This is a genomic window from Luteimonas salinilitoris (assembly GCF_041300785.1).
Lineage (GTDB): Bacteria > Pseudomonadota > Gammaproteobacteria > Xanthomonadales > Xanthomonadaceae > Luteimonas > Luteimonas salinilitoris.
The window spans coordinates 74,794-94,564 of sequence record NZ_JBFWIB010000003.1; the positions used below are offsets into that span (position 1 = coordinate 74,794).

Sequence of the window (19,771 nt, forward strand, 5' to 3'; positions counted from 1 at the left end):
TCTACGACGTCGGCTTCGGAAACGGATAGCGGAGCAAGCTCCGCTCTACGGGTCTGCGGGGCGGTGGGCCGCGAACGGATGCGCGGAGAGGCGCTACAGTAGCCGTGCGCAACAACGCGCTCCACTGCAGACAAGGACCCGCCGTCATGACCGACTCCCTGACCGACCAACTCCTCAGCCAGCTCGACGGCGCGCCGCTGCAGCAGATCGCGCAGCAACTCGGCGTCGGCCAGGCACAGGCCGCGGGCGCGGTCGGCACCGCCCTGCCGCTGCTGATGGGGGCGCTGGGCCGCAACGCCAGCCAGCCGCAGGGCGCGGAAGCGCTGTTCGGCGCGCTGCAGAAGAACCACGCCGGCGGCGACATCGGCAGCGTGCTCGGCGCGGTGCTCGGCGGCGCCTCCTCGCCGCAGGCCGACGGCGCCGGCATTCTCGGCCATGTCTTCGGCGGCAGGCAGCAGCGCGCCGAGGCCGGGCTCGGCCAGGCCACCGGCCTCGGCGGCGACCGCGCCGGGCAGCTGTTGAAGATCCTCGCGCCGATCGTGCTGGCGTTCCTGGCCAAACAGACGTTCCAGCAGGGCCAGGGCGGCGACGCCAGCCCGGCGCCGGCGACCCCGGAGGGGCTCGGCGCGATCCTGGGCCAGGAGCAACGGCAGGTCGCACGCCAGGGCGGTGCCGCGGACCTGCTCGGAGCGGTGCTGGACCAGGACGGCGACGGCGAACTCGGACTCGGCGACCTGCTCAAGATCGGCGGCGGACTGCTGGGCAGCAAGCGCTGAAGGTCGATGGGATACGGCGTGGGGGGCGGCGATTCGTCGGTCCGTCGCGCGCACGTCATGCCGGCGCGCGCCACGATGACGACCTCTCGCTGTCGGTGCCGGGCGCGGATAGCCTTTGACTATCGATCCGTTCGCATCAATCGACTTCATATTTTCACGCTCCGGCAGTAGCGTTGGCTGACCGTTCATTTCTCCCTGGAGCCCGCCATGAGCACCGTGATCAAAGATCCCCCGAAGCAGATCGATCCGGCGCAGGCGACCATCGCCGGCAAATGCCCCTTCAAGCACACGGCCGGCGGCGGCACGTCGAACCGGGACTGGTGGCCGAACCGGTTGCCGATCGACCTCCTCCACCAGCACTCCTCCAAGTCCGACCCGATGGGCGAGGGCTTCGACTACGCCGAGGCGTTCAAGCGCCTGGACTACGACGCCCTGAAGCAGGACCTCCGCGCACTGATGACCGATTCGCAGGACTGGTGGCCCGCGGACTTCGGCCACTATGGCGGCCTGATGATCCGGATGGCCTGGCACAGCACCGGCACCTACCGCATCGGCGACGGCCGCGGCGGCGGCGGCCGGGGCCAGCAGCGCTTCGCACCGCTCAACAGCTGGCCGGACAACGTCAGCCTGGACAAGGCGCGCCGCCTGCTGTGGCCGATCAAGCAGAAGTACGGCCGCGAGATCTCCTGGGCCGACCTGATGATCCTCGCCGGCAACGTCGCCCTGGAGTCGATGGGCTTCAGGACCCTCGGTTTCGCCGGCGGCCGCCCCGACACCTGGGAGCCGGACCAGGACGTGTATTGGGGCCGCGAGACCACCTGGCTGGGAGGCGACGAGCGTTACGCGCACGGCTCGGAAGGCGTGGAGAAGGCGGGCGGCGTGCTGGTGTCGGAGGACGACGCCGACGGCGACGTGCACACGCGCAAGCTGGAGAACCCGCTGGCCGCCGTGCAGATGGGCCTGATCTACGTCAATCCGGAAGGTCCCGACGGCAATCCCGACCCGCTCGCCGCGGCCGGCGACATCCGCGACACCTTCGGCCGCATGGCGATGAACGACGAGGAGACCGTCGCCCTGATCGCCGGCGGCCACAGCTTCGGCAAGACCCACGGCGCCGGCCCGGCCTCGCACGTGGCGGCCGAGCCGGAAGCGGCGGGTCTCGACGCCCAGGGCTTCGGCTGGCGCAACGGCTTCGGCAGCGGCAAGGGCGCCGATACCATCACCAGCGGCCTGGAGGTCACCTGGACCACCACCCCCACGCAGTGGAGCCACAACTTCTTCGAGAACCTGTTCGGGTTCGAATGGGAGTTGGAGAAGAGTCCCGCCGGCGCGCACCAGTGGGTCGCCAAGGGCGCGGACGCCGTCATTCCCGACGCGCACGACCCGTCGAAGAAACGCCGGCCGACCATGCTGACCACCGACCTGTCGCTGCGCCTCGACCCGGTCTACGAGAAGATCTCCCGGCGCTTCCTGGAGAACCCCGAGCAGTTCGCCGACGCCTTCGCCAAGGCGTGGTTCAAGCTGACCCACCGCGACATGGGGCCGCGCGCCCGCTACCTCGGCCCGGAAGTGCCCGCCGAAGCGTTCCTCTGGCAGGATCCGATCCCCGCTGTCGACCATCCCTTGATCGACGACAACGACATCGCCGCGCTCAAGGCCAAGGTGCTGGCATCAAACCTATCGGTGTCCGAACTGGTGTCGACCGCATGGGCCTCGGCCTCCACCTTCCGCGGCAGCGACAAGCGTGGCGGCGCCAACGGTGCGCGCATCCGCCTGGCCCCGCAGAAGGACTGGGAGGTCAACCAGCCCGCGCAGCTGGCGAACGTGCTGAAGACCCTGGAGGGCATCCAGGCTGAATTCAACGGCGCCGCATCCGGCGGCAAGCGGGTCTCGCTCGCCGACCTGATCGTGCTGGCCGGTTGCGCCGGCGTCGAGCAGGCGGCGAAGGATGCCGGCGTCGATGTCACGGTTCCGTTCTCGCCGGGCCGCATGGACGCCGCGCAGGAACAGACCGACGTGGACGCTTCCGCCGTGCTCGAACCGGTCGCCGACGGCTTCCGCAACTACCTCAAGGGCAGGTACAGCGTGCCGGCCGAAGCGCTGCTGATCGACAAGGCGCAGCTGCTGACGCTGACCGCGCCCGAGCTGACGGTCCTCGTCGGCGGCTTGCGCGTGCTCGGCGCCAACGTCGGCCAGACCCGGCACGGCGTGTTCACCGACAGGCCGGGCGCGCTGAGCAACGACTTCTTCACCTCCCTGCTCGACATGGGCACGCAGTGGAAGCCGGTGTCGGACGAGGCGGACGCGTTCGAAGGGCGCGACCGCAAGACCGGCGAACTCAAGTGGACCGGCACCCGCGTCGATCTCGTCTTCGGCTCGAACTCCCAGCTCCGTGCCCTGGCTGAAGTCTATGCAAGCTCGGACGCGCAGGAGAAGTTCGTCCACGCGTTCGTGGCGGCCTGGAACAAGGTGATGAACCTGGATCGCTTCGACCTGGCGTGATCCCGGGCGGCAGGCGTGAAAGGTCCTGCGCCGGGCAGCCTTGGCCTGGGTCGCAAGCACGTAGAGCCGAGCTTGCTCGGCTGCGCAGGCTCCGGAGCCAAGAGCAGCGGAGCAAGCTCCGCTCTACGGCGCTCTACGGCGCTCTACGAGGCGTCGATATCGCCCAGCGCACGGATCAGCCGGCGCGCACGCTTGTCCGGCTTGCCTTCCGGCGGGTGATAACCCGCGCGCGCCGCACGCAGGTCCGCCAGCCGCGTCTCGCGCGCCTTGCGCGAGTCCTCGGATTCCCGGTACAGGGTCTGCGCCACCTTCGCCGGTCCGCGGCTGGTGGACAGGCGCAGCACCTCGATCTCGAACGTTTCCTCGCCGCGCACGATCCGCAACAGGTCGCCGGCGCGCACGCCGCGCGCGGGCTTGGCCCGCTGTCCGCCGACGTCCACCTTTCCGCTTTCCACCGCCTGTTTCGCCAGGCTGCGGGTCTTGAAGAAACGCGCGGCCCACAACCAGAGATCGAGGCGTACGTTGTCGGGAGCATCGGTCATGGCGTCGTCACGAGATGGATGGATCTGCCGGCGCGCATGGTCCGGAGCGCGAATTCCCGATCACGCCGTCGAACCGGCCGCGTGCGCCGGCGCTGGTTGCAAGCGCGCCGGCCACGCGCGCGAAAGCGGCCGCAGCCATGTGCGCGTCACCGCCGTCCGCTCCTCGTTTTTCACTCCTCGCCCTCGCCGGACCTGCCGCTGAAATCAGGGACCTCGCTGTCCCGCCCGCGTTCCGGATTCCACAACTCCACGTGATCGTTCGGGCGGCAACGTGGATCGATCGGCTGGCCGCTCGAGGACGGCGACCATCGCGCCGCCTCGATCGCCGTGCCGGTGTTGCACGCGGCCAGATCGGCGCTGCGCACCTCGGTGTCACCGGGACGCGCCGGCGTCGCGCATCCGCCCAAGCCCAGGCAGGCGGCGGCGACGGCCAGCAGACAGAAGGACTTCGACATCGTCGTGCTCCTCTTGCGGGTGACCGGTCCATTCTAGGCCTGGCCGGGGATCCGCATGGTCCGGTCGCGTCCCATCGATCCGCCAGCGCCGGACGGCGACGGACGAACCGTTCCCGCAAACGCAAACGGCCACCTCGCGGTGGCCGTGCGTGAAGCCGGTCGTCGCCAGCCTACTCGGCGGCGGGGGCGGCCGTTTCGGCGGCAGCGGCAGCGGCTTCGGCCTTGTCGGCGCTGGCCTTGGCGTTCTTGGCCTTGGCCTGGATCGACAGGTCTTCCCTGATGCGCGCCTTCTTGCCCCGCAGGTCGCGCAGGTAGTACAGCTTGCCGGCGCGCACCGCACCGCGGCGCTTGACCTCGACCGACTCGATCGCGGCACTGTGACTCTGGAACACGCGCTCGACACCGAAGCCGTGCGAGATCTTGCGCACGGTGAACGCGGAGTTCAGGCCGGCGTTCTTCTTGGCGATGACCACGCCTTCGTAGGCCTGCACGCGCTCGCGATTGCCTTCCTTGACCTTGACGTTGACGACGACGGTGTCGCCCGGGCCGAAGTCCGGCAGTGCGCGCTGGACCTGTTCTTTCTCGAAGTCCTGCAGGAGGGTGCTGAGGGATGGCTTGGTGGTCATGGTCTTGGCCTGTTGGTGTCGTTGTCGGCGTGGTGCACGTGGACGCACGCTCATGGCATGGGCGGAACAGCAAGCCGCGTATTGTAACGACAATTTCCCTTGCGTGGCTAGGGCTTAGCCTCGAAGCGAGGAACGAGGGGAGAGGAACGGGAAACGAGTGGGCGAGGCCGGGTTTGGGCTCCCGGGCCGGACAAATCCGGGCTTTCCACCTGCCGCTTCAGCCCCGGCCATCCCGATCCCGCCGGTAGTCCGCCAAAAGCGCGCGGTCGGCCGGGGACAGGTTCTGCTCGTCGAGCAGGTCCGGCCGCCGCTCCCAGGTGCGTCCCAGCGCCTGCTGCCGGCGCCAGCGGGAGATCTCGGCATGGTTGCCGGACAGCAGCACCTCCGGCACGTCGCCCAGCGGATGGCTGACCGGCCGGGTGTAGTGCGGGCAATCCAGCAGCCCGTCGTCCTCGAAGCTGTCCTGCGCCGCCGATTCGGCGTCGTTGAGGGCGCCGGCCTGCAGCCGGGCCACCGCATCCACCACCACCGCCGCCGCCAGTTCGCCGCCGGACAGCACGTAATCGCCGATCGACAGCTCCTCGTCGACCTCGGCCCGGACCAGGCGCTCGTCGACACCTTCGTAGCGGCCGCAGAGCAGCAACATGCGCTCGCGGCCGGCCAGCTCCCGCACCCTGGCCTGGTTCAGGCGCCGCCCCTGCGGGCTCAGGTACACGACCCGCGCCGGCGCCGGATCGGCGGCGCGCGCCGCGGCAATGGCGGCACGCAGCGGATCGATCAGCATCACCATGCCGGGGCCGCCGCCGAACGGACGGTCGTCGACCCGGCGGTAGTTGCCCTCGGCGTAGTCGCGCGGATTCCAGCCGTGGAGCGACAGCAGTCCACGCTCCTGCGCGCGCCCGACCACGCCGAAGCCCGCGCAGGCGGCGACGAATTCCGGGAACAGGCTGACGATATCGATGCGCATGGGCGAGGAACGAGTGGAGAGGAACGAGAAACGAGTGAGAGCGATCAGAACAATCGAGACTACCGAAACGCACAGAGGCCCGCAGACCCTCTCTCGTTTCTCGTTTCTCGTTCCTAGCTCTTAGAATTCCGGGTCCCAGTCGACCACGACCACGCCGGCGTCGAAATCGACCGAGCGCACGTAGTCCGGGGTGACGAACGGAATCATGCGCTCGCGGGCGTCGTCGCGGGCCACCAGCACGTCGTTGGCACCGGTCTCGAACAGGTAGGCGACGCGGCCGAGCGGCGCGCCCTCCACGGTTTCCACGCGCAGGCCTTCCAGGTCGACCCAGTAGTACTCGCCCGGGCCGGGCGGCGGCAGCACCGAACGCGGCACCCACAGTTCGGCGCCGCGCAGGGCATCGGCGGCGTCGCGGTCGTCGACGTCCGGGAAGCGGGCGACGATGCCCTTGGCGGTCTCGCGCCCGTGCGCGCCGGAAAGCTCGCGCTCGCGGCCCTGCGCATCGCGCAGCAGCCAGGGCTGGTAGCGGAAGATCCGTTCGGGCGGATCGGCGAAGGACTCCAGCTTGAGTTCGCCGCGCACGCCGAAGGCCCCGTGGATCCTGCCCAGCAGGATGCGGCGTCCTGGATCGTTCATGACCGGAGGGCCGCGCCCGGGGCGCGGCCGGCACGGATCAGGCCGAAGCCTGGTCCTGCTGCGACTTCGCCGCTTCCCTGTACAGGTTGCGGACCTTGTCGGTCATCTGCGCGCCCTGCCCCACCCAATGATCGACGCGGGCGGTATCGAGCACCACGCGCTGCTCGGCGCCGGCGGCGACGGGGTTGTAATAGCCCACGCGCTCGATGTTGCGACCGTCGCGCGCGCTGCGCGAGTCGGTGACGATGATGTGGTAGAACGGACGCTTCTTGGCGCCGCCACGGGTCAGGCGGATCTTGACCATTTCGGGAGTTTCCTGTGTTGCCCAGTCGCCAGGACGGCGAGGTAAGCCGGGCATTGTAAGCCATTGAACCGCGGCGGGAAACCCCGCCTGCCCCGCCTGCCCCGCCGGCGCCCTGGCTCACAGCGCGCCAGGATGTCGCCCCCGGCGTACCGGCGCCGCTCCGTTCGCATGCCGCGTCTTCACGGCTTTTGCCGTTGCGGCGCGGATCCGCAGGCTCAGATCGGCTGCCAGGGCCGTCCGGACAACGCGTCGGCGAGCATGCGCATGAACGCCGGCTCCACTGCATAGCGTTCGGCATCGATGCCGGCGATCGCCTGCACGCCGCGCGAATTGGCCGCGAAGGCCGCGACGAACCCGTCCAGTTCCCGCAACGCGACCGGCCGTACGACCTGCGGCACGCCGGCGTCCGCAAGCCCCGCCTGCAGCAGGCGCTCGGTGACGCCCCGGAGGGCCGGCGCGTCGGGCCAGACCACGTTGCTGCCGTCGTGGAAGCCGATGTTCCAGACCGAGCCTTCCAGGACGCGACCGTCCCCGTCCACGAACAGCGCATCGTCGTAACCGCCATGCGCCGCGAGCCGGCGGTGGTGGAACAGCGGGAACGTGCCGACGTGCTTGATGTGCGGGGCCGCGCGCCGGTAGCGGAATGATTTCACCCGGAGCGCGGCATCCGGAGGCCGCGACGGCGGCAGGATCGCGATCAGGACGCACAGCTCCGCCGGTGCCGCACCCGACGCGATGTCGTATCCGGGCGCGAACACGGTCGTCCGCAGCGTGCAGTCGGCGGCATCCGCCGCCTGCAGCGCATGCCGGCATCCCGTTCGCACCCGCTCCGGTTCGAGCTCGCAGCCGAACAGTTCCCGCGTCGCGTCGCGCAGCCGCCGCAGGTGCAGGTCGAATCCCTGCACCGCGCCGCCGCGCACCTGCATCGTGCTGAAATGCCCGTAGTTGGACAGCGCCAGCGCGCGCAGCGCTTCGGCCGGTGCCGGGCGTCCGTCGATCCAGGCCGAGGTCATCGCGCCGGCCGTCGGCGTGTCAGCGGAACGGCATGCCGCCGCGGCCGCCCATCATGCCCTGCAGGCCGCGCATCATGCCCTTCATGCCGCCGCGGGCCATCTTGCCCATCATTTTTTCCATCTGCTGGTACTGTTTCATCAGCTTGTTGACGTCGGCGGGCGTGGTGCCCGAGCCCCTGGCGATGCGGGCGCGACGCGAACCGTTGAGCAGGGCCGGGTTGCGGCGTTCCTTCTTCGTCATCGAATCGATGATCGCGACCATGCGCGGTACCTCCTTGCCGATGGCCTGCTGCTTGAGGTGATCCGGCACCTGGCCGATGCCCGGCAGCTTGTCCATCAGGCCGGCGATGCCGCCCATGTCCTGCATCTGGCCCAACTGGTCGCGCATGTCGTTGAGGTCGAACTTCTTGCCCTTGGCGACCTTCTGCGCCAGCTTCGCGGCCTTGTCCTTGTCGACCTGCTGCTCGACCTGTTCGACCAGGCCGAGCACGTCGCCCATGTCGAGGATGCGGCTGGCGACGCGATCGGGATGGAACACGTCGAGACCGTCGATCTTCTCGCCGGTGCCGATGAACTTGATCGGCCGGCCGGTGATGTAGCGCACCGACAGCGCCGCGCCGCCGCGGGCGTCGCCATCGGTCTTGGTCAGCACCACGCCGGTCAGCGGCAGCGCCTCGGCGAACGCCTTGGCGGTGTTGGCCGCATCCTGGCCGGTCATGGCGTCGACCACGAACAGGGTCTCGACCGGATCGACCGCGGCGTGCAGCGCCTTGATCTCGGCCATCATCGCCTCGTCGATGGCGAGACGGCCGGCGGTATCAACGATCAGCACGTCGGCGTAGGACTTGCGTGCGTCGTCGATCGCCGCGCGCACGATCGCCTCCGGCTTCTGTCCGGCGTCGGACGGATGGAACTGCACGCCGGCCTGCGCGGCCAGCGTCTTCAGCTGCTCGATCGCGGCCGGGCGGTAGACGTCGGCGCTGACCACCATCACCTTCTTCTTGCGTCGGTCCTTCAGGTGCTTGGCCAGCTTGCCGACGGTGGTGGTCTTGCCGGCGCCCTGCAGGCCGGCCATCAGGATCACCGCCGGCGCCGGCACGTTGAAGTCGAGCTCGCTGGCGGACGCGCCCATCACCGTGGTCAGCTCGTCACGGACGATCCTGATCAGCGCCTGGCCCGGGGTGAGCGACTTCAGTACCTCCTGGCCGACCGCGCGCACCTTGATCCGCTCGATCAGGGCCTGCACCACCGGCAGCGCCACGTCGGCCTCGAGCAGCGCGATGCGCACCTCGCGGGTCGCCTCGCGGATGTTCTCCTCGCTCAGGCGGCCGCGGCCGCGCAGGCGTTCCATGGTGCCGGACAGGCGCTGGGTCAGGGATTCGAACATGGGGGAAACGCGGGGTGTGGACGGCCGCGAATTATACCGCCCGACCGACGTCCTCCGTAGGCATGCGTAATACCCCCGTGTGTGCGGACACGGCATGTGCGACACTTCCGCGATGACAATCGTTCTCATCGCCGCCCTGCTCTACGTCGCCGCCGCCGCCCTGCTGGTACGGAAGGTCGTGCGCGACGAGCGGCCCGGCACCGCGGTCTGGGCGATCCCCGCATTCGTCGCCGTGCTGGCGCATGCCGGCTTCCACCTGCTGGCGTGGCGCGATGTCGGCGGAGCCGACCTGCACTTCTTCGCCGCGCTGTCGCTGGTCGGCCTGGGCATGGCCGGCCTCACCCTGCTCTACGGCACCCGCGGCCGCATGGCGGCGCTGGGCGTGATCGTCTTCCCGCTTGCCGCGGCATCGCTGGCGGCCTATGCCGGCACCGGCCACCGCAGTGCCGAAGGCCTCGACTGGCGCCTGCAACTGCATGCCTGGCTGGCGCTGCTGGCCTACGCGACGCTCGCCATCGCGGCGCTGCTGGCGCTGCTGCTGTGGGCGCAGGAGCGCGCCTTGCGCCGACGCGAGTTCCATCGCTGGCTGCGCGCGCTGCCGCCGCTGACCGAACTCGAATCGCTGCTGTTCCGCAGCATCGCGGTCGGCTTCGTGCTGCTGACCGCCACCCTGCTCACCGGCGTGCTGTTCGTGCACGATTTCTTCGCCCAGCACCTGATGCACAAGACCGTGCTCAGCGTGCTGTCATGGCTCGCCTTCGGCGCGCTGCTGGTCGGCCGCTGGCGCTACGGCTGGCGCGGCGCCCGCGCGGTCGGCTGGACGCTGGCGGCGATGGCGCTGCTGGTGCTGGCGTTCTTCGGCAGCAAGTTCGTGCTGGAACTCGTGCTCGGCAGGGCGTGAGCCTCCCGCGCCGGGCCCGCGCGGCCGCGCACGTTCCCGCCCCCGTCAGCTGTCCGTCGATAGCCGATAGCGGATCAGGTGCGAGTACACCTGCCCGGGCTCGAGGATGGCGCCGGGAAAGCCCGGCTCGTTCGGCGCGTTCGGATAGCCCTGCGGCTCCAGGCAGATGCCGCGGCCGAGTCCGGGATGCTGGCGGTCCAGGCCCTGCCCTTCGTACAGCTGCAGCGCCGGCATCGGACTGTCGAGGTCGAGCGCCACGCCGCTGTGCGGCGAGGCCAGCCGCGCCCGGCAGCGCTGCCCTTCGGTCATCACCAGGCAGTGGTCGTAGCCGCCGGCATGGGCGAGCTGCGGATGCGCAGCGGCGCCGGCGATCGGGCGCGAGCGGCGGAAGTCGAACGGCGTACCGGCAACCGGTGCGATCTCGCCGGTCGGGATCAACGCGCCGTCGGCGACCGGCAGGTAGCGGTCGGCCGCCACGCTCAGGACTTGCGCGTCCGCCGGCACGGCCGGGTCGCCGGCCAGGTTGAAGTAGGCGTGGCCGGTCAGGTTGACCGGCGTCGGGGCATCGGTGCGCGCCTCGAGCAGCAGTTCCAGCGTGCTGTCGCCGATGCTGTAGGTCGCCTCGACCTCGAGGGTGCCGGGATAGCCCGCCTCGCCGGCCGGCGAACGGTAGCCGAGGCGCAGCCGCCTGCGGTCGTGGTCGAGAATCCGCCACAGGCGCCGACCGAAACCGCAGCTGCCGCCATGCAGGTGATGATCACCTGCGTTCGCGTCGAGCCGGTGCACCCGGCCGTCATGCGCGAAGCGCGCACCGGCGATGCGGTTGGCGAAGCGGCCGGCGATCACGCCCAGGTAGGCGCTGTCCCGCAGGTATGCCTGGAGATCGGGAAGCCTCAGCACCAGGTCGATCCTGCCCTTCGCAGTCGGCAGGCTCAGGCTGTGCAGGATCCCGCCGAACGCCAGCACCTCCGCACGCAGCCCCTCGTCGTCGCCGAGCGTGACCGCATGGACCGGGGTGCCGTCGTCGAGACGGTCGAAGACGCGTTGTCGTGCAGCCATGCACCTTTTCCTCCGGTTGCGAACGTCACGAGTCACCGGCAACGGACGCCGGTCCCGTCGGCCGCTGCAGGTCGCAGGCAGCAGGAAGACGCCATGCTCGCCTGGTTCATGGATAAGGTATCAGGCACTCCATCATCCCCGGCGATATCAAAACCGGCATGCCTGGTCGCGATGATCGGATCGTTCGCAACCGGGTCGGCTGCGGAACCCCGCAACGTGACCGGCATCCGGCTAATCGATACGAATTCAAATATCGATATGCTCGTTTAATTCATTAGTAGGTTATCGGGAACCTCCACTATTCTCGGGCCGAAGCCACACCATCAAGGCGGGTGTGGCGCCATAAATACAAGAAGGCGAAGGGATCCGCGGTCGAGGACCGCATCGGGAATGCCCCTTCCGGCTTCAACGCCTGAGAACAAAACCGGGAGGGGTGAATCACGATGAGAATCGTGCACGACGGCGGGCGCTCACGTCGCCTGATCAGATCCGCGCTGCCCGCCGCCCTGGCGCTGGCGTTGCGTTGGCCCAGACTATCGCGACCACCGCGTTCGCACAGCAGCCCGCCCCGCCGGACGGTCCCAGGACCAGCTGCCCGGACGGCGACGATCCCGACGCCGCCTGCTCCGCCTACCAGCGCGACCCAATCTCGGCGCGGCTGGCCTACAACTGGCGCGACGACTACGCGACCAGCTTCAGCGAGACCGGCGCACAGCCGTCGGCGATCTACGTCGCGCCGGTGGAGAGCCTGGACTTCCAGCTCAACTACGACGTCAACCCGCGCATGACGCTGTCGCTGAAGGCCACCAATCTGCTCGGCAAGGCGACCAAAAATTATTTCGGCGACGAGTGCCTGTACCCGCGCGACGTCGGTTCCCCCGAACGCACGATCTCGCTCTTCTACGCTTCCGCCTGCAACCGCAGGCACCGGGACCCGACCCGGCACCCAGTGCACGACCTACCGATCTCGCCCGAATGTGCCTTTGCTCGTCATCCCGGCGCAAACCGGAGGAGCTTTACAACAGCCGCAGGCTGGTCATCCAGGCCCAGGATGGATGATCAGCCTCCGGCTGCCATAACCCGCTTGACCAGCTCCGCCGTTGAAAATCACTTCAGCCTGCACCGGGACGACGAACGTTACAGAAGCTGCCCAGCACCACACCGCCGCACTCGCAACAAGGAGATTCCCCGATGTCGTTGAAGCACCTGCTCCACGCCCTCCCCTTGGCCGCCGCCCTGGCCGCGTCCCCCGCGGCCGCCCAGTCCGCCGATGCCGCCGAAGTCCGCGCCACCCTCCGCGCCGACGCGCCCGGCGAGATGGTCAGCCGCCACATCTTTGGCCAGTTCGCCGAGCACCTCGGCTCCGGCATCTACGGCGGCATCTGGGTCGGCGAGGACTCGCCGATCCCCAACACCCGCGGCTACCGCAACGACGTGGTCGAAGCGCTGCGCAAGCTCGAGGTGCCGGTGGTGCGCTGGCCCGGCGGCTGCTTCGCCGACGAGTACCACTGGCGCGAAGGCATCGGCCCGCGCGACCAGCGCCCGGTACGCGTCAACACCCACTGGGGCGGCGTCGAGGAACCGAACAGCTTCGGCACCCACGAGTTCATGGACTTCGCCGAACTGATCGGCACCGACGCCTACGTCTCCGGCAACGTCGGCAACGGCACCCCGGAGGAAATGGCGGCCTGGGTCGAGTACATCACCTCCGACACCAAGTCCACGCTGGCCGAGGAACGCCGCGCCAACGGCCGCGAGCAGCCGTGGAAGCTGCCGTTCTTCGGCGTCGGCAACGAGCTGTGGGGCTGCGGCGGCAACATGCGCCCCGAGTACGCCGCCGACCTGCACCGCCGCTACCAGACCTTCGTCAAGGCGCCGCACGACCAGGAACTGGTGAAGGTCGCCGCCGGCGCCAACTCCGACGAGTACAACTGGACCGAAGTGATGATGCGCGAAGCCGGCGACCACATGGACGCGCTGTCGGTGCACTACTACACCGTCGTCGGCGACTGGCCGCCGCGCGGCTCCTCGTTCGAGTTCGAGGAGGACGCGTGGATCGAGACCCTGTCGCGCGCCCTGCACATGGACGAATTGATCACCCGCCACAGCGCGATCATGGACAAGTACGACCCTGAGAAGAAGGTCGCGATGTACGTCGACGAATGGGGCACCTGGTACGCCGGCCTGCCCGGGGTGAATCCCGGCTTCCTGCACCAGCAGAACACCCTGCGCGACGCGCTGGTCACCTCGCTGACGATCGACATCTTCAGCCGGCACGCCGAACGGGTGAAGATGGCCAACATCGCGCAGATGGTCAACGTGCTGCAGGCCATGATCCTCACCGATGAGGACCGGATGCTGCTCACCCCCACCTACCACGCCTTCGACCTGTACCGCCCCTTCCAGGACGCCACCCACCTGCCCCTGGAGATCCAGGCGCCGAACTACGAGCACGCCGACCACTCCGTGCCCGCAGTGCACGGCTCGGCCGTCCGCGGCAAGGACGGCCACGTCTACGTCGCCCTGACCAACCTCGACGCGAACCGCGGCGCGGCCGTTTCGGTCCGGCTGCAGGGCCACGACGCCACCCGCGTCTCCGGCCGCATCCTGACCGCCCCGGCGATCGATTCGCACAACACCTTCGACCAACCCGAAACGGTCAAGCCCGCCGACTTCGACGGCGCACGGGTGGATGGCGGACAACTCACCGTCGACCTGCCGGCCAAGTCCGTGGTGATGCTGCAGCTGCAATGATCGACACGACGCAGCGCGGCGCAATGCCGCGCTGCGTTTCCCGGGCAACCGGCATTCGAACCGGTCAAACCGGCAATGCCGCACCTGATCGGCATTGAGTCCCAGCCATCCGGTTGCCGGACCGATGGACCAACCCAGCCTGTGGTCGGCCGCAGCCCGTCGTTTACCACCGCGTTTCGGCGGCGCCAACAGATATCACCGCAGCCAGCACGACATGCAGGTCGCATCTCAGCCACTCAAGAACGATCCGACTCACCAAGCCCCTGATTCTGCAATCATTTACGAAAGTTGACGGCGCAACCGACTACCCGAATACTCGGCGCTATCAGCCCGACAAAGGGTCTACTAAGCGTTAGGCCTCAACGGGCGCGTTGTCGGAGAGGGGGTAATCGCACCTTTGCCTCGTCACCTTTCGCGTTTAGTAGTCAGCCACCTCCGCGTGCTCCGAGGCCGAACGAAGGCACAGCCGCCTTCTGCGAAATTGCGCGCGCTGATCGACCCCGTCTTTGCGAAATGCGCACTCGCTCCTTGCGCAGCGATTGCTAGCGGCCTGCGAGTTCTGCTCGCAACTCTTGCCTGAAGGCCGACGCGGCCGGACCTAGCGGCCTGTCGGCTCGACGCGCCAAGTAGGTTTGAACCACAGTTTCCCCCCTCGCAAAAGGCCGCGACGGGCAGACGCACGAGTACTCCCGCTTGAAGCTCGCGGTCTATCATCCAGAGTGGCAAGCTTCCCCATCCCATCCCTGCCACTATCAGCGTGTGCTTGGTGAGATTATCTGCAACGCGCCATCTCAACGTTGAAACCACTCCGAAGTCACGGTCCCGGGTTCGTTCGGAACTGTCTTCGACGACAATTTGTACGTGATCAGAGAGCGTTGCCCCATCGAGTTGCTGTTCCTCCAACCTCGCCAGCGGATGACAGGCCGACGCTACCGCAGCGCGTCTTACGGCAAGCAGGGACTCAAGTTCGACCGCGGGATGAACCAGATCAATACCTGAGATCGCCAGGTCGCATCGGCCTTCCAGCAGCGCATCGATCGAAGCGCCGAGCGGAGTCGACAGAATCCGCAAGGCAACCGTGGGATAGCGGTGATGCATTGCGCCAAGCGCACGGCAAAGGGGCGGCAATGGGAATTGCGGATCGAGCGCCAGTACGATTTCCAGTTCGACCCCTTGGCCAAGACCACCTGCCCGCGCCCGCACGATGTCGACCTTGAGCAACAAGCCCTTCACATCGGCAACAATCTCGATGATCCATAGTCCACGCCCCAGCCTTTGCATTGCGTCGTACGCGACAGGTCGCCTCCGCGAGGAGTCGGAACAGCATCCTGGCCAATGATTTTGAAGGGGTCAGTACCGAATGACTGGAATGTTAACGAGAGAGGATTTATGGCGAATCTTACCGTGATCAATCCGTGGACGTGGGGTGACGAACACGGTTTCGTGCAAGCCGTCGAGTCCCGTGGCGTGACACGCATACTGCACTGCGCAGGCCAGGGCAGGCACGCACCCGAAATCGCCAGCAGTGAAACCGCCCGCAAGAAATCGCCGTGACGCGATCCTCGTATTGCTCTCTTTTGCGATGCTGCTCGTGTCGCTCGATCAGTACATCGTTGTGGTCGCGCTGCCTGAGATTGCGCGAGACCTAGGCTATTCCGCACAGACACTCCAATTGGTTGTCAGCGCCTATGCGATCGCATCGAGCGGCTTCTTGCTCTTTGGTGGTAGAGCCTCCGATCTGCTCGGCAGACGGAGGGTGCTGGTTGTCGGCTTGTTTCTCTATTTTGCCGCTTCTCTCGCGGGCGGCCTAGCGACCAACCCCGCGCAACAGCTTGTTGCTCGCGCGCTGCAGGGACTTGGCGGGGCCTTGGTGTTCCCAAGCACGCTTGCCATCATCAACGTTCGATTTGCCGAAGGAGCAGAGCGAAATCGGGCACTCGGCATATGGGCGGGCGCCGGGGCAGCTGGCCTGGTGATCGGGGTACTACTCGGCGGCGCCCTCACAAGCTTCTTCGGTTGGCGTGCGGTTTTCCTGGTCAACGTGCCGCTGGCCGGTGCCGCGCTAGTCGCCACGCCATGGCTCATCGAAACAGATGGGCGCATCGACCGATCTCGCGCATTCGATCTGCCTGGCGCGGTGACAGTGACCGCCGCAATCTCACTGCTTGTCGTCGCCTTGGTTGAAGGTCCGAACTTCGGCTGGCTTTCGCCCTGGACGATGGGTCTGATCTTAGCTGGCGTTGCATCCGGCGTGGCATTCATCGTCATCGAAAGGCGCAGCGTCGACCCGCTGCTGCCATTGGGCATGTTGCGAAACCCATCGCTGCGGCTGAGTCTATTGGCAGCAACCCTGTTCATGGCGAGCTTTGGCGCTCTGCTGTACTTCCTGTCCCTCCTCTTTCAGGACGTGTTCGGTTACGGCGCGTTGGAGACCGGGTTTGCGTTCCTGCTTCCGACCGCTGTGGTCGTGACCGCCTCCGCAATGGCGGGCCGGGTTGTTACCGCGTTGGGCTTGCGATGGACAATGATCGGTGCACTCGCGATTGGGATGGGCGGCGCGCTCGCCATTGGCTTCGCCATCAATCACGAGGCTTCGTATCTCGCCCTCGTTCCCGGCCTTATCGCGGTCAGTATCGGCGATGGAGCAATGTTCACCGCAATGTTCATAGCTGCCGGGATGGGCACTCCCGACCGGCAGCAAGGCGTCGCTTCGGGCATTGTGGCAACGGGCTCGGGCGTTGGCGCTGCTGTCGGCCTCGCGGTACTTGTATTGATCGCCAACGCTGGCACCGTCGGCCTAGCGGGCGAAGAACTACGCGTCGCGACAGCACAAGGCATCGCGCGGTCGGCCTATGCTATCGCCGGTGGGATCGGACTGACCCTCTTGATCGTAATCGGATCTCGAACCGACAAGCCTGATGCGGAAGCGGCAGATTCTCACATCATTTCAAATGGAGACCGCGACCATGCAGCTTAACCACACGATCGTCAATTGCTCGAACCCGAGCAAATTCTCGGGCTTCCTCGTTGAGATTCTCGGTCGACCGGCAGCGACGCGCTTCGGACCATTTCACGTGGTGTCTTTGGACAACGACGTGTCACTCGACTATCTGCAGACGGACAAGTCGATCGAGCAGCAGCATTACGCCTTTCTGAGCACCGAATCTGAATTCGATGCGGTGCTCGGGCGGATCATCGATCACGGTATCACCCATTGGGCTGATCGCAGCGGCCGTCCGAACACGGCATACCGTCCGCATCCCGGTGCAGCGGCTGCACGCAGGTGTGGCGGTCCGGGTTCCACAACGGGTCGCCCTCGATGTCGCGGTAGTTGCGTACGTGGTAGACCAGCAGGTCCTGACGGCCGTCCTCGCTGACGGTGAAGCTGTTGTGGCCGGGGCCGAACACCTCGCGCTTCGCGTCGGTGGCGAACACCGGTTGTGGCGATTTGTGCCAGCTGGCGGGATCGAGCAGGTCGGCATCGGCGTGCAGCAGGCCCATGCAATAGCGCGCATCGGTGGCGCTTCCCGAGTAGCTGAGGAACACGCGGCCGTGGCGCACCGGCGCCGCCGGCCCCAACCTGACGGGCTGGCCCGTCGTGCGCGGCTATGTGCCGCTGTCGGCTATTCGCTGCCGTCATTCGCCCCCCACACCGTCATCCCGGCGAAAGCCGGAAGTGCTTTACAACAGCCGTAGGCTGGTCATCCATTTTTCCGTCGCCACAGATCAAGATGGATCCCGGCTTTCGCCGGGATAACGGTTCCGATTTTTCGTGGGCGTTTTCGTCATCGCTGCTCCCTCCAATTCGTCGCGTTCGTCGGCACCTTCGACATCGGTGTCGGCATCGGCACCGTCTCGGCCCAGCGTCAGCACGAAGCCACCACGTGCGGGGATCTGTACCTTCAACGTGCTGTCATCTTCCAAGCGCACCTGCCGCTGCGAGAACCCCAACGGTCCGTCGCCATCGCCGATCAAGGTGCCGCCTCGCGCGGCGCCGGCGAGTTCGCCCAGGTCGAGCTCGAGCGACCGCGCCTCGGTGTCGGCGTTGACGCCGGCCACGTACCAGCGCCCGCCGCCGCGACGCGCGAACACCGCGAACCGGCCCGGGTAGCCGTCGACGAAGCGGCTGTCCTCCCACACCGACGGCACCGCGCGCAGGAAATCGCGCACGTAGTCCGGCGCCTTGGCCATGCCTTCCGGGATCTCGGCGTAGTGCTGGATGCCGGAGACGAACAGCACCGACTGCGCCAGCTCGAACGCCGCCGTGTTACGCCGCTCGATGTCGCGTGCCGGGTCCGGCACCAGCCGGTCCAGCGCCATCGGGGTGTAGTCCATCGGGTCGAAGACGTTGCGCGCGAACGGCACCGTGGCGACGTGCACCGGCGCCCGGTCGGCGTTGGCCTGATCGAAGGTGGCGAACTCCAGTCCGCGCACCGCCTCCACCGTCATCAGGTGCGGATAGGTCCGCTGCCAGCCGCGCGGCAGCGTGGCGCCGTGGAAGTTGAGCAGGAAGCCGTAAGGCGCGCTCTCCTCCAGGATGTCGAGGTAATAGCCGATCACCGACTGGCCGTCGCCGCCGAAGAAGTCGACCTTGAGCCCGGCCACGCCCAGCGCCCGCATCCGCTCGAACTCGCGGGCCCGGCCTTCGCGGGTCAGCAGGCGGTCGCGCGGGGTCTGGTGGGTGTCGTTCCAGTCGCCGGACGAGTTGTACCAGACCAGGATCCGCACGCCCTTGCCGCCTGCGTATTCGACCAGCTCGCGCATCCGGTCGTCGCCGATCTGCTGGTCCCACATCGAGTCGATCAGCGTGTAGCGCCAGCCCATGTCGGCGGCGTAGTCGATGAAGCGCTTCTGCACCTCGAAGACGGTCATGTCGTCGCCGAGCAGCGGCCAGCTCCAGGACGCCTTGCCGGGCTCGGCCGGCCGCACCGGCGCGCTCGCGGGCGGATCGGCGAGATCGGTCCCCAGCGTGGACTCGGCGATGGTCTTCAGGCTGCCGACCGCGACGATCCGCCACGGCGACTGCCAGGGCAGCGCGAATTCCGGCGCGACCGGCCCGCCCTGGAAATGCTCGTGCGGATCGGGAAGGCCGATGCGGTATTCGCCGGGCGTTTCGCCGTCGCGCAGGCGGGTGCCGGCATGGCCGCGCGACAGCGAGCCTTCGCTGATCAATACCCATGCGTCGCCCTGCCGGAACAGCGCCGGATACACCCAGCCGTCGCCGATCGGCGACGGCGTGCCGACCGCCACGTCCTGCAGGTAGTACTCCTCGTAGGAGGGATTGGTCCGCGACCAGCCGGTCTTCGCCGCGGACATCGGCTGCAGCCAGGCGTGGGTGCCGGCGGCGAAGCGGAACGCGGTGGTCTCCTCGCGCAGCCGCTGCACGGCGTCGCCGCTGCCGGGCAGGCGGTAGCGGAAGGCGACGCCGTCGTCGGAGACCTGGAACACCGTCTCCATCGGCCGGCCGTCAGCGTTGCGCCAGGCGAACACCCGGCGGTGGCCGTGATATTCGTTGAGGCGGCGCTTGCCGGTCGACAGTTCGTAGCGGTCCTCGACCGGCCGGGTCTCGCCCGCTTCCACCAGCTCCAGCCCGCGCGCGAAGTCGCCGTTCTCCAGCCGCAAGCCGAGCGGCGACGGCTGCAGCAAGATGCGTCCGTGCGCACGGATCGCGTAATGCGGCACGCCGTCGGCATCGATCGACAGCTCCGCGCGGACCCGTCCATCGGGACTGGCGACGTCGCCGATCGCCTGCAGCCCGCCCGCCATGGCGGGCAGTCCGGGAAGCAGCAGTGCGGCGAGCAGCAACATCGATGCTGCCAATGACGGTCGCGGCTTCGGCATGACGCGGA

Annotated in this window: 19 protein-coding genes; 7 read left to right on the forward strand and 12 right to left on the reverse strand. The window is 67.8% G+C overall.

Features of this window, described 5'->3' with window-relative positions; all coding sequences use genetic code 11:
- The first annotated feature begins 146 nt into the window (after positions 1–146).
- A complete protein-coding gene (locus tag AB5T46_RS07090; protein WP_370563195.1) occupies positions 147–776 on the forward strand; it encodes a DUF937 domain-containing protein in 630 nt (209 codons plus the stop codon).
- 207 nt (positions 777–983) lie between these two features.
- Entirely contained in the window at positions 984–3,278 is a 2,295-nt protein-coding gene (gene katG, locus AB5T46_RS07095; RefSeq protein ID WP_370563196.1) for a catalase/peroxidase HPI, read from the forward strand.
- A gap of 143 nt (positions 3,279–3,421) precedes the next feature.
- On the opposite strand, the gene AB5T46_RS07100 is transcribed toward katG, so the two are convergent.
- From AB5T46_RS07100 to ffh, 8 genes are all read right to left on the reverse strand, one after another.
- Complete coding sequence (locus AB5T46_RS07100) at positions 3,422–3,820, reverse strand: RNA-binding S4 domain-containing protein (RefSeq protein WP_370563197.1); 399 nt, start codon at positions 3,818–3,820, stop codon at positions 3,422–3,424.
- Between the two features lie 170 nt (positions 3,821–3,990).
- The gene (locus AB5T46_RS07105; RefSeq protein ID WP_370563198.1) at positions 3,991–4,275 is read right to left on the reverse strand and encodes a hypothetical protein; all 285 of its coding nucleotides are present in this window, start codon (positions 4,273–4,275) and stop codon (positions 3,991–3,993) included.
- Between the two features lie 170 nt (positions 4,276–4,445).
- Positions 4,446–4,901: a 50S ribosomal protein L19 gene (gene rplS, locus AB5T46_RS07110; protein WP_370563200.1), complete on the reverse strand. Its 456-nt coding sequence runs from the start codon at positions 4,899–4,901 to the stop codon at positions 4,446–4,448.
- 217 nt (positions 4,902–5,118) lie between these two features.
- On the reverse strand, positions 5,119–5,868 hold the full coding sequence (gene trmD, locus AB5T46_RS07115) for a tRNA (guanosine(37)-N1)-methyltransferase TrmD (protein ID WP_370563201.1): 750 nt from the start codon (positions 5,866–5,868) through the stop codon (positions 5,119–5,121).
- Positions 5,869–5,988: 120 nt separating this feature from the next.
- On the reverse strand, positions 5,989–6,504 hold the full coding sequence (rimM, locus tag AB5T46_RS07120) for a ribosome maturation factor RimM (RefSeq protein ID WP_370563202.1): 516 nt from the start codon (positions 6,502–6,504) through the stop codon (positions 5,989–5,991).
- A 37-nt stretch (positions 6,505–6,541) separates the two neighbouring features.
- Entirely contained in the window at positions 6,542–6,808 is a 267-nt protein-coding gene (gene rpsP, locus AB5T46_RS07125; RefSeq protein WP_149196152.1) for a 30S ribosomal protein S16, read from the reverse strand.
- Between the two features lie 215 nt (positions 6,809–7,023).
- A complete protein-coding gene (locus tag AB5T46_RS07130; protein WP_370563203.1) occupies positions 7,024–7,821 on the reverse strand; it encodes an aminotransferase class IV family protein in 798 nt (265 codons plus the stop codon).
- Between the two features lie 19 nt (positions 7,822–7,840).
- Positions 7,841–9,208 carry a signal recognition particle protein gene (gene ffh, locus AB5T46_RS07135; RefSeq protein WP_370563204.1) on the reverse strand — a complete coding sequence of 456 codons (1,368 nt, stop codon included), beginning with the start codon at positions 9,206–9,208 and terminating at the stop codon, positions 7,841–7,843.
- Positions 9,209–9,320: 112 nt separating this feature from the next.
- Here ffh and AB5T46_RS07140 point away from each other — a divergent pair, with 112 nt between their 5' ends.
- Complete coding sequence (locus AB5T46_RS07140) at positions 9,321–10,109, forward strand: cytochrome C assembly family protein (protein ID WP_370563206.1); 789 nt, start codon at positions 9,321–9,323, stop codon at positions 10,107–10,109.
- A 45-nt stretch (positions 10,110–10,154) separates the two neighbouring features.
- Here the strand turns inward: AB5T46_RS07140 and AB5T46_RS07145 are convergent, their stop codons facing one another.
- Positions 10,155–11,168: an aldose epimerase family protein gene (locus AB5T46_RS07145; RefSeq protein ID WP_370563207.1), complete on the reverse strand. Its 1,014-nt coding sequence runs from the start codon at positions 11,166–11,168 to the stop codon at positions 10,155–10,157.
- A 523-nt stretch (positions 11,169–11,691) separates the two neighbouring features.
- Between AB5T46_RS07145 and AB5T46_RS07150 the strand changes: the two genes are divergently transcribed.
- Entirely contained in the window at positions 11,692–12,369 is a 678-nt protein-coding gene (locus AB5T46_RS07150; RefSeq protein ID WP_370563208.1) for a hypothetical protein, read from the forward strand.
- Positions 12,360–13,922: an alpha-N-arabinofuranosidase gene (locus AB5T46_RS07155; protein ID WP_370563209.1), complete on the forward strand. Its 1,563-nt coding sequence runs from the start codon at positions 12,360–12,362 to the stop codon at positions 13,920–13,922. Before AB5T46_RS07150 ends, AB5T46_RS07155 begins: the two co-directional genes overlap by 10 nt.
- Positions 13,923–14,327: 405 nt before the next feature.
- On the opposite strand, the gene AB5T46_RS07160 is transcribed toward AB5T46_RS07155, so the two are convergent.
- A complete protein-coding gene (locus AB5T46_RS07160) occupies positions 14,328–15,050 on the reverse strand; it encodes a substrate-binding domain-containing protein (protein ID WP_370563413.1) in 723 nt (240 codons plus the stop codon).
- On the opposite strand from AB5T46_RS07160, the gene AB5T46_RS07165 reads away from it, so the two are divergent.
- Entirely contained in the window at positions 15,015–15,182 is a 168-nt protein-coding gene (locus AB5T46_RS07165; RefSeq protein ID WP_370563428.1) for a hypothetical protein, read from the forward strand. The two genes, AB5T46_RS07160 and AB5T46_RS07165, sit on opposite strands and share 36 nt — an antisense overlap.
- A gap of 265 nt (positions 15,183–15,447) precedes the next feature.
- Complete coding sequence (locus AB5T46_RS07170) at positions 15,448–16,899, forward strand: MFS transporter (RefSeq protein WP_370563210.1); 1,452 nt, start codon at positions 15,448–15,450, stop codon at positions 16,897–16,899.
- Between the two features lie 230 nt (positions 16,900–17,129).
- Here AB5T46_RS07170 and AB5T46_RS07175 read toward each other — a convergent pair whose 3' ends face one another.
- Both AB5T46_RS07175 and AB5T46_RS07180 read right to left on the reverse strand, forming a co-directional pair.
- The gene (locus AB5T46_RS07175) at positions 17,130–17,501 is read right to left on the reverse strand and encodes a family 43 glycosylhydrolase (RefSeq protein WP_370563211.1); all 372 of its coding nucleotides are present in this window, start codon (positions 17,499–17,501) and stop codon (positions 17,130–17,132) included.
- 147 nt (positions 17,502–17,648) lie between these two features.
- A complete protein-coding gene (locus AB5T46_RS07180; RefSeq protein ID WP_370563212.1) occupies positions 17,649–19,763 on the reverse strand; it encodes a glycoside hydrolase family 97 protein in 2,115 nt (704 codons plus the stop codon).
- Positions 19,764–19,771: the final 8 nt, after the last annotated feature.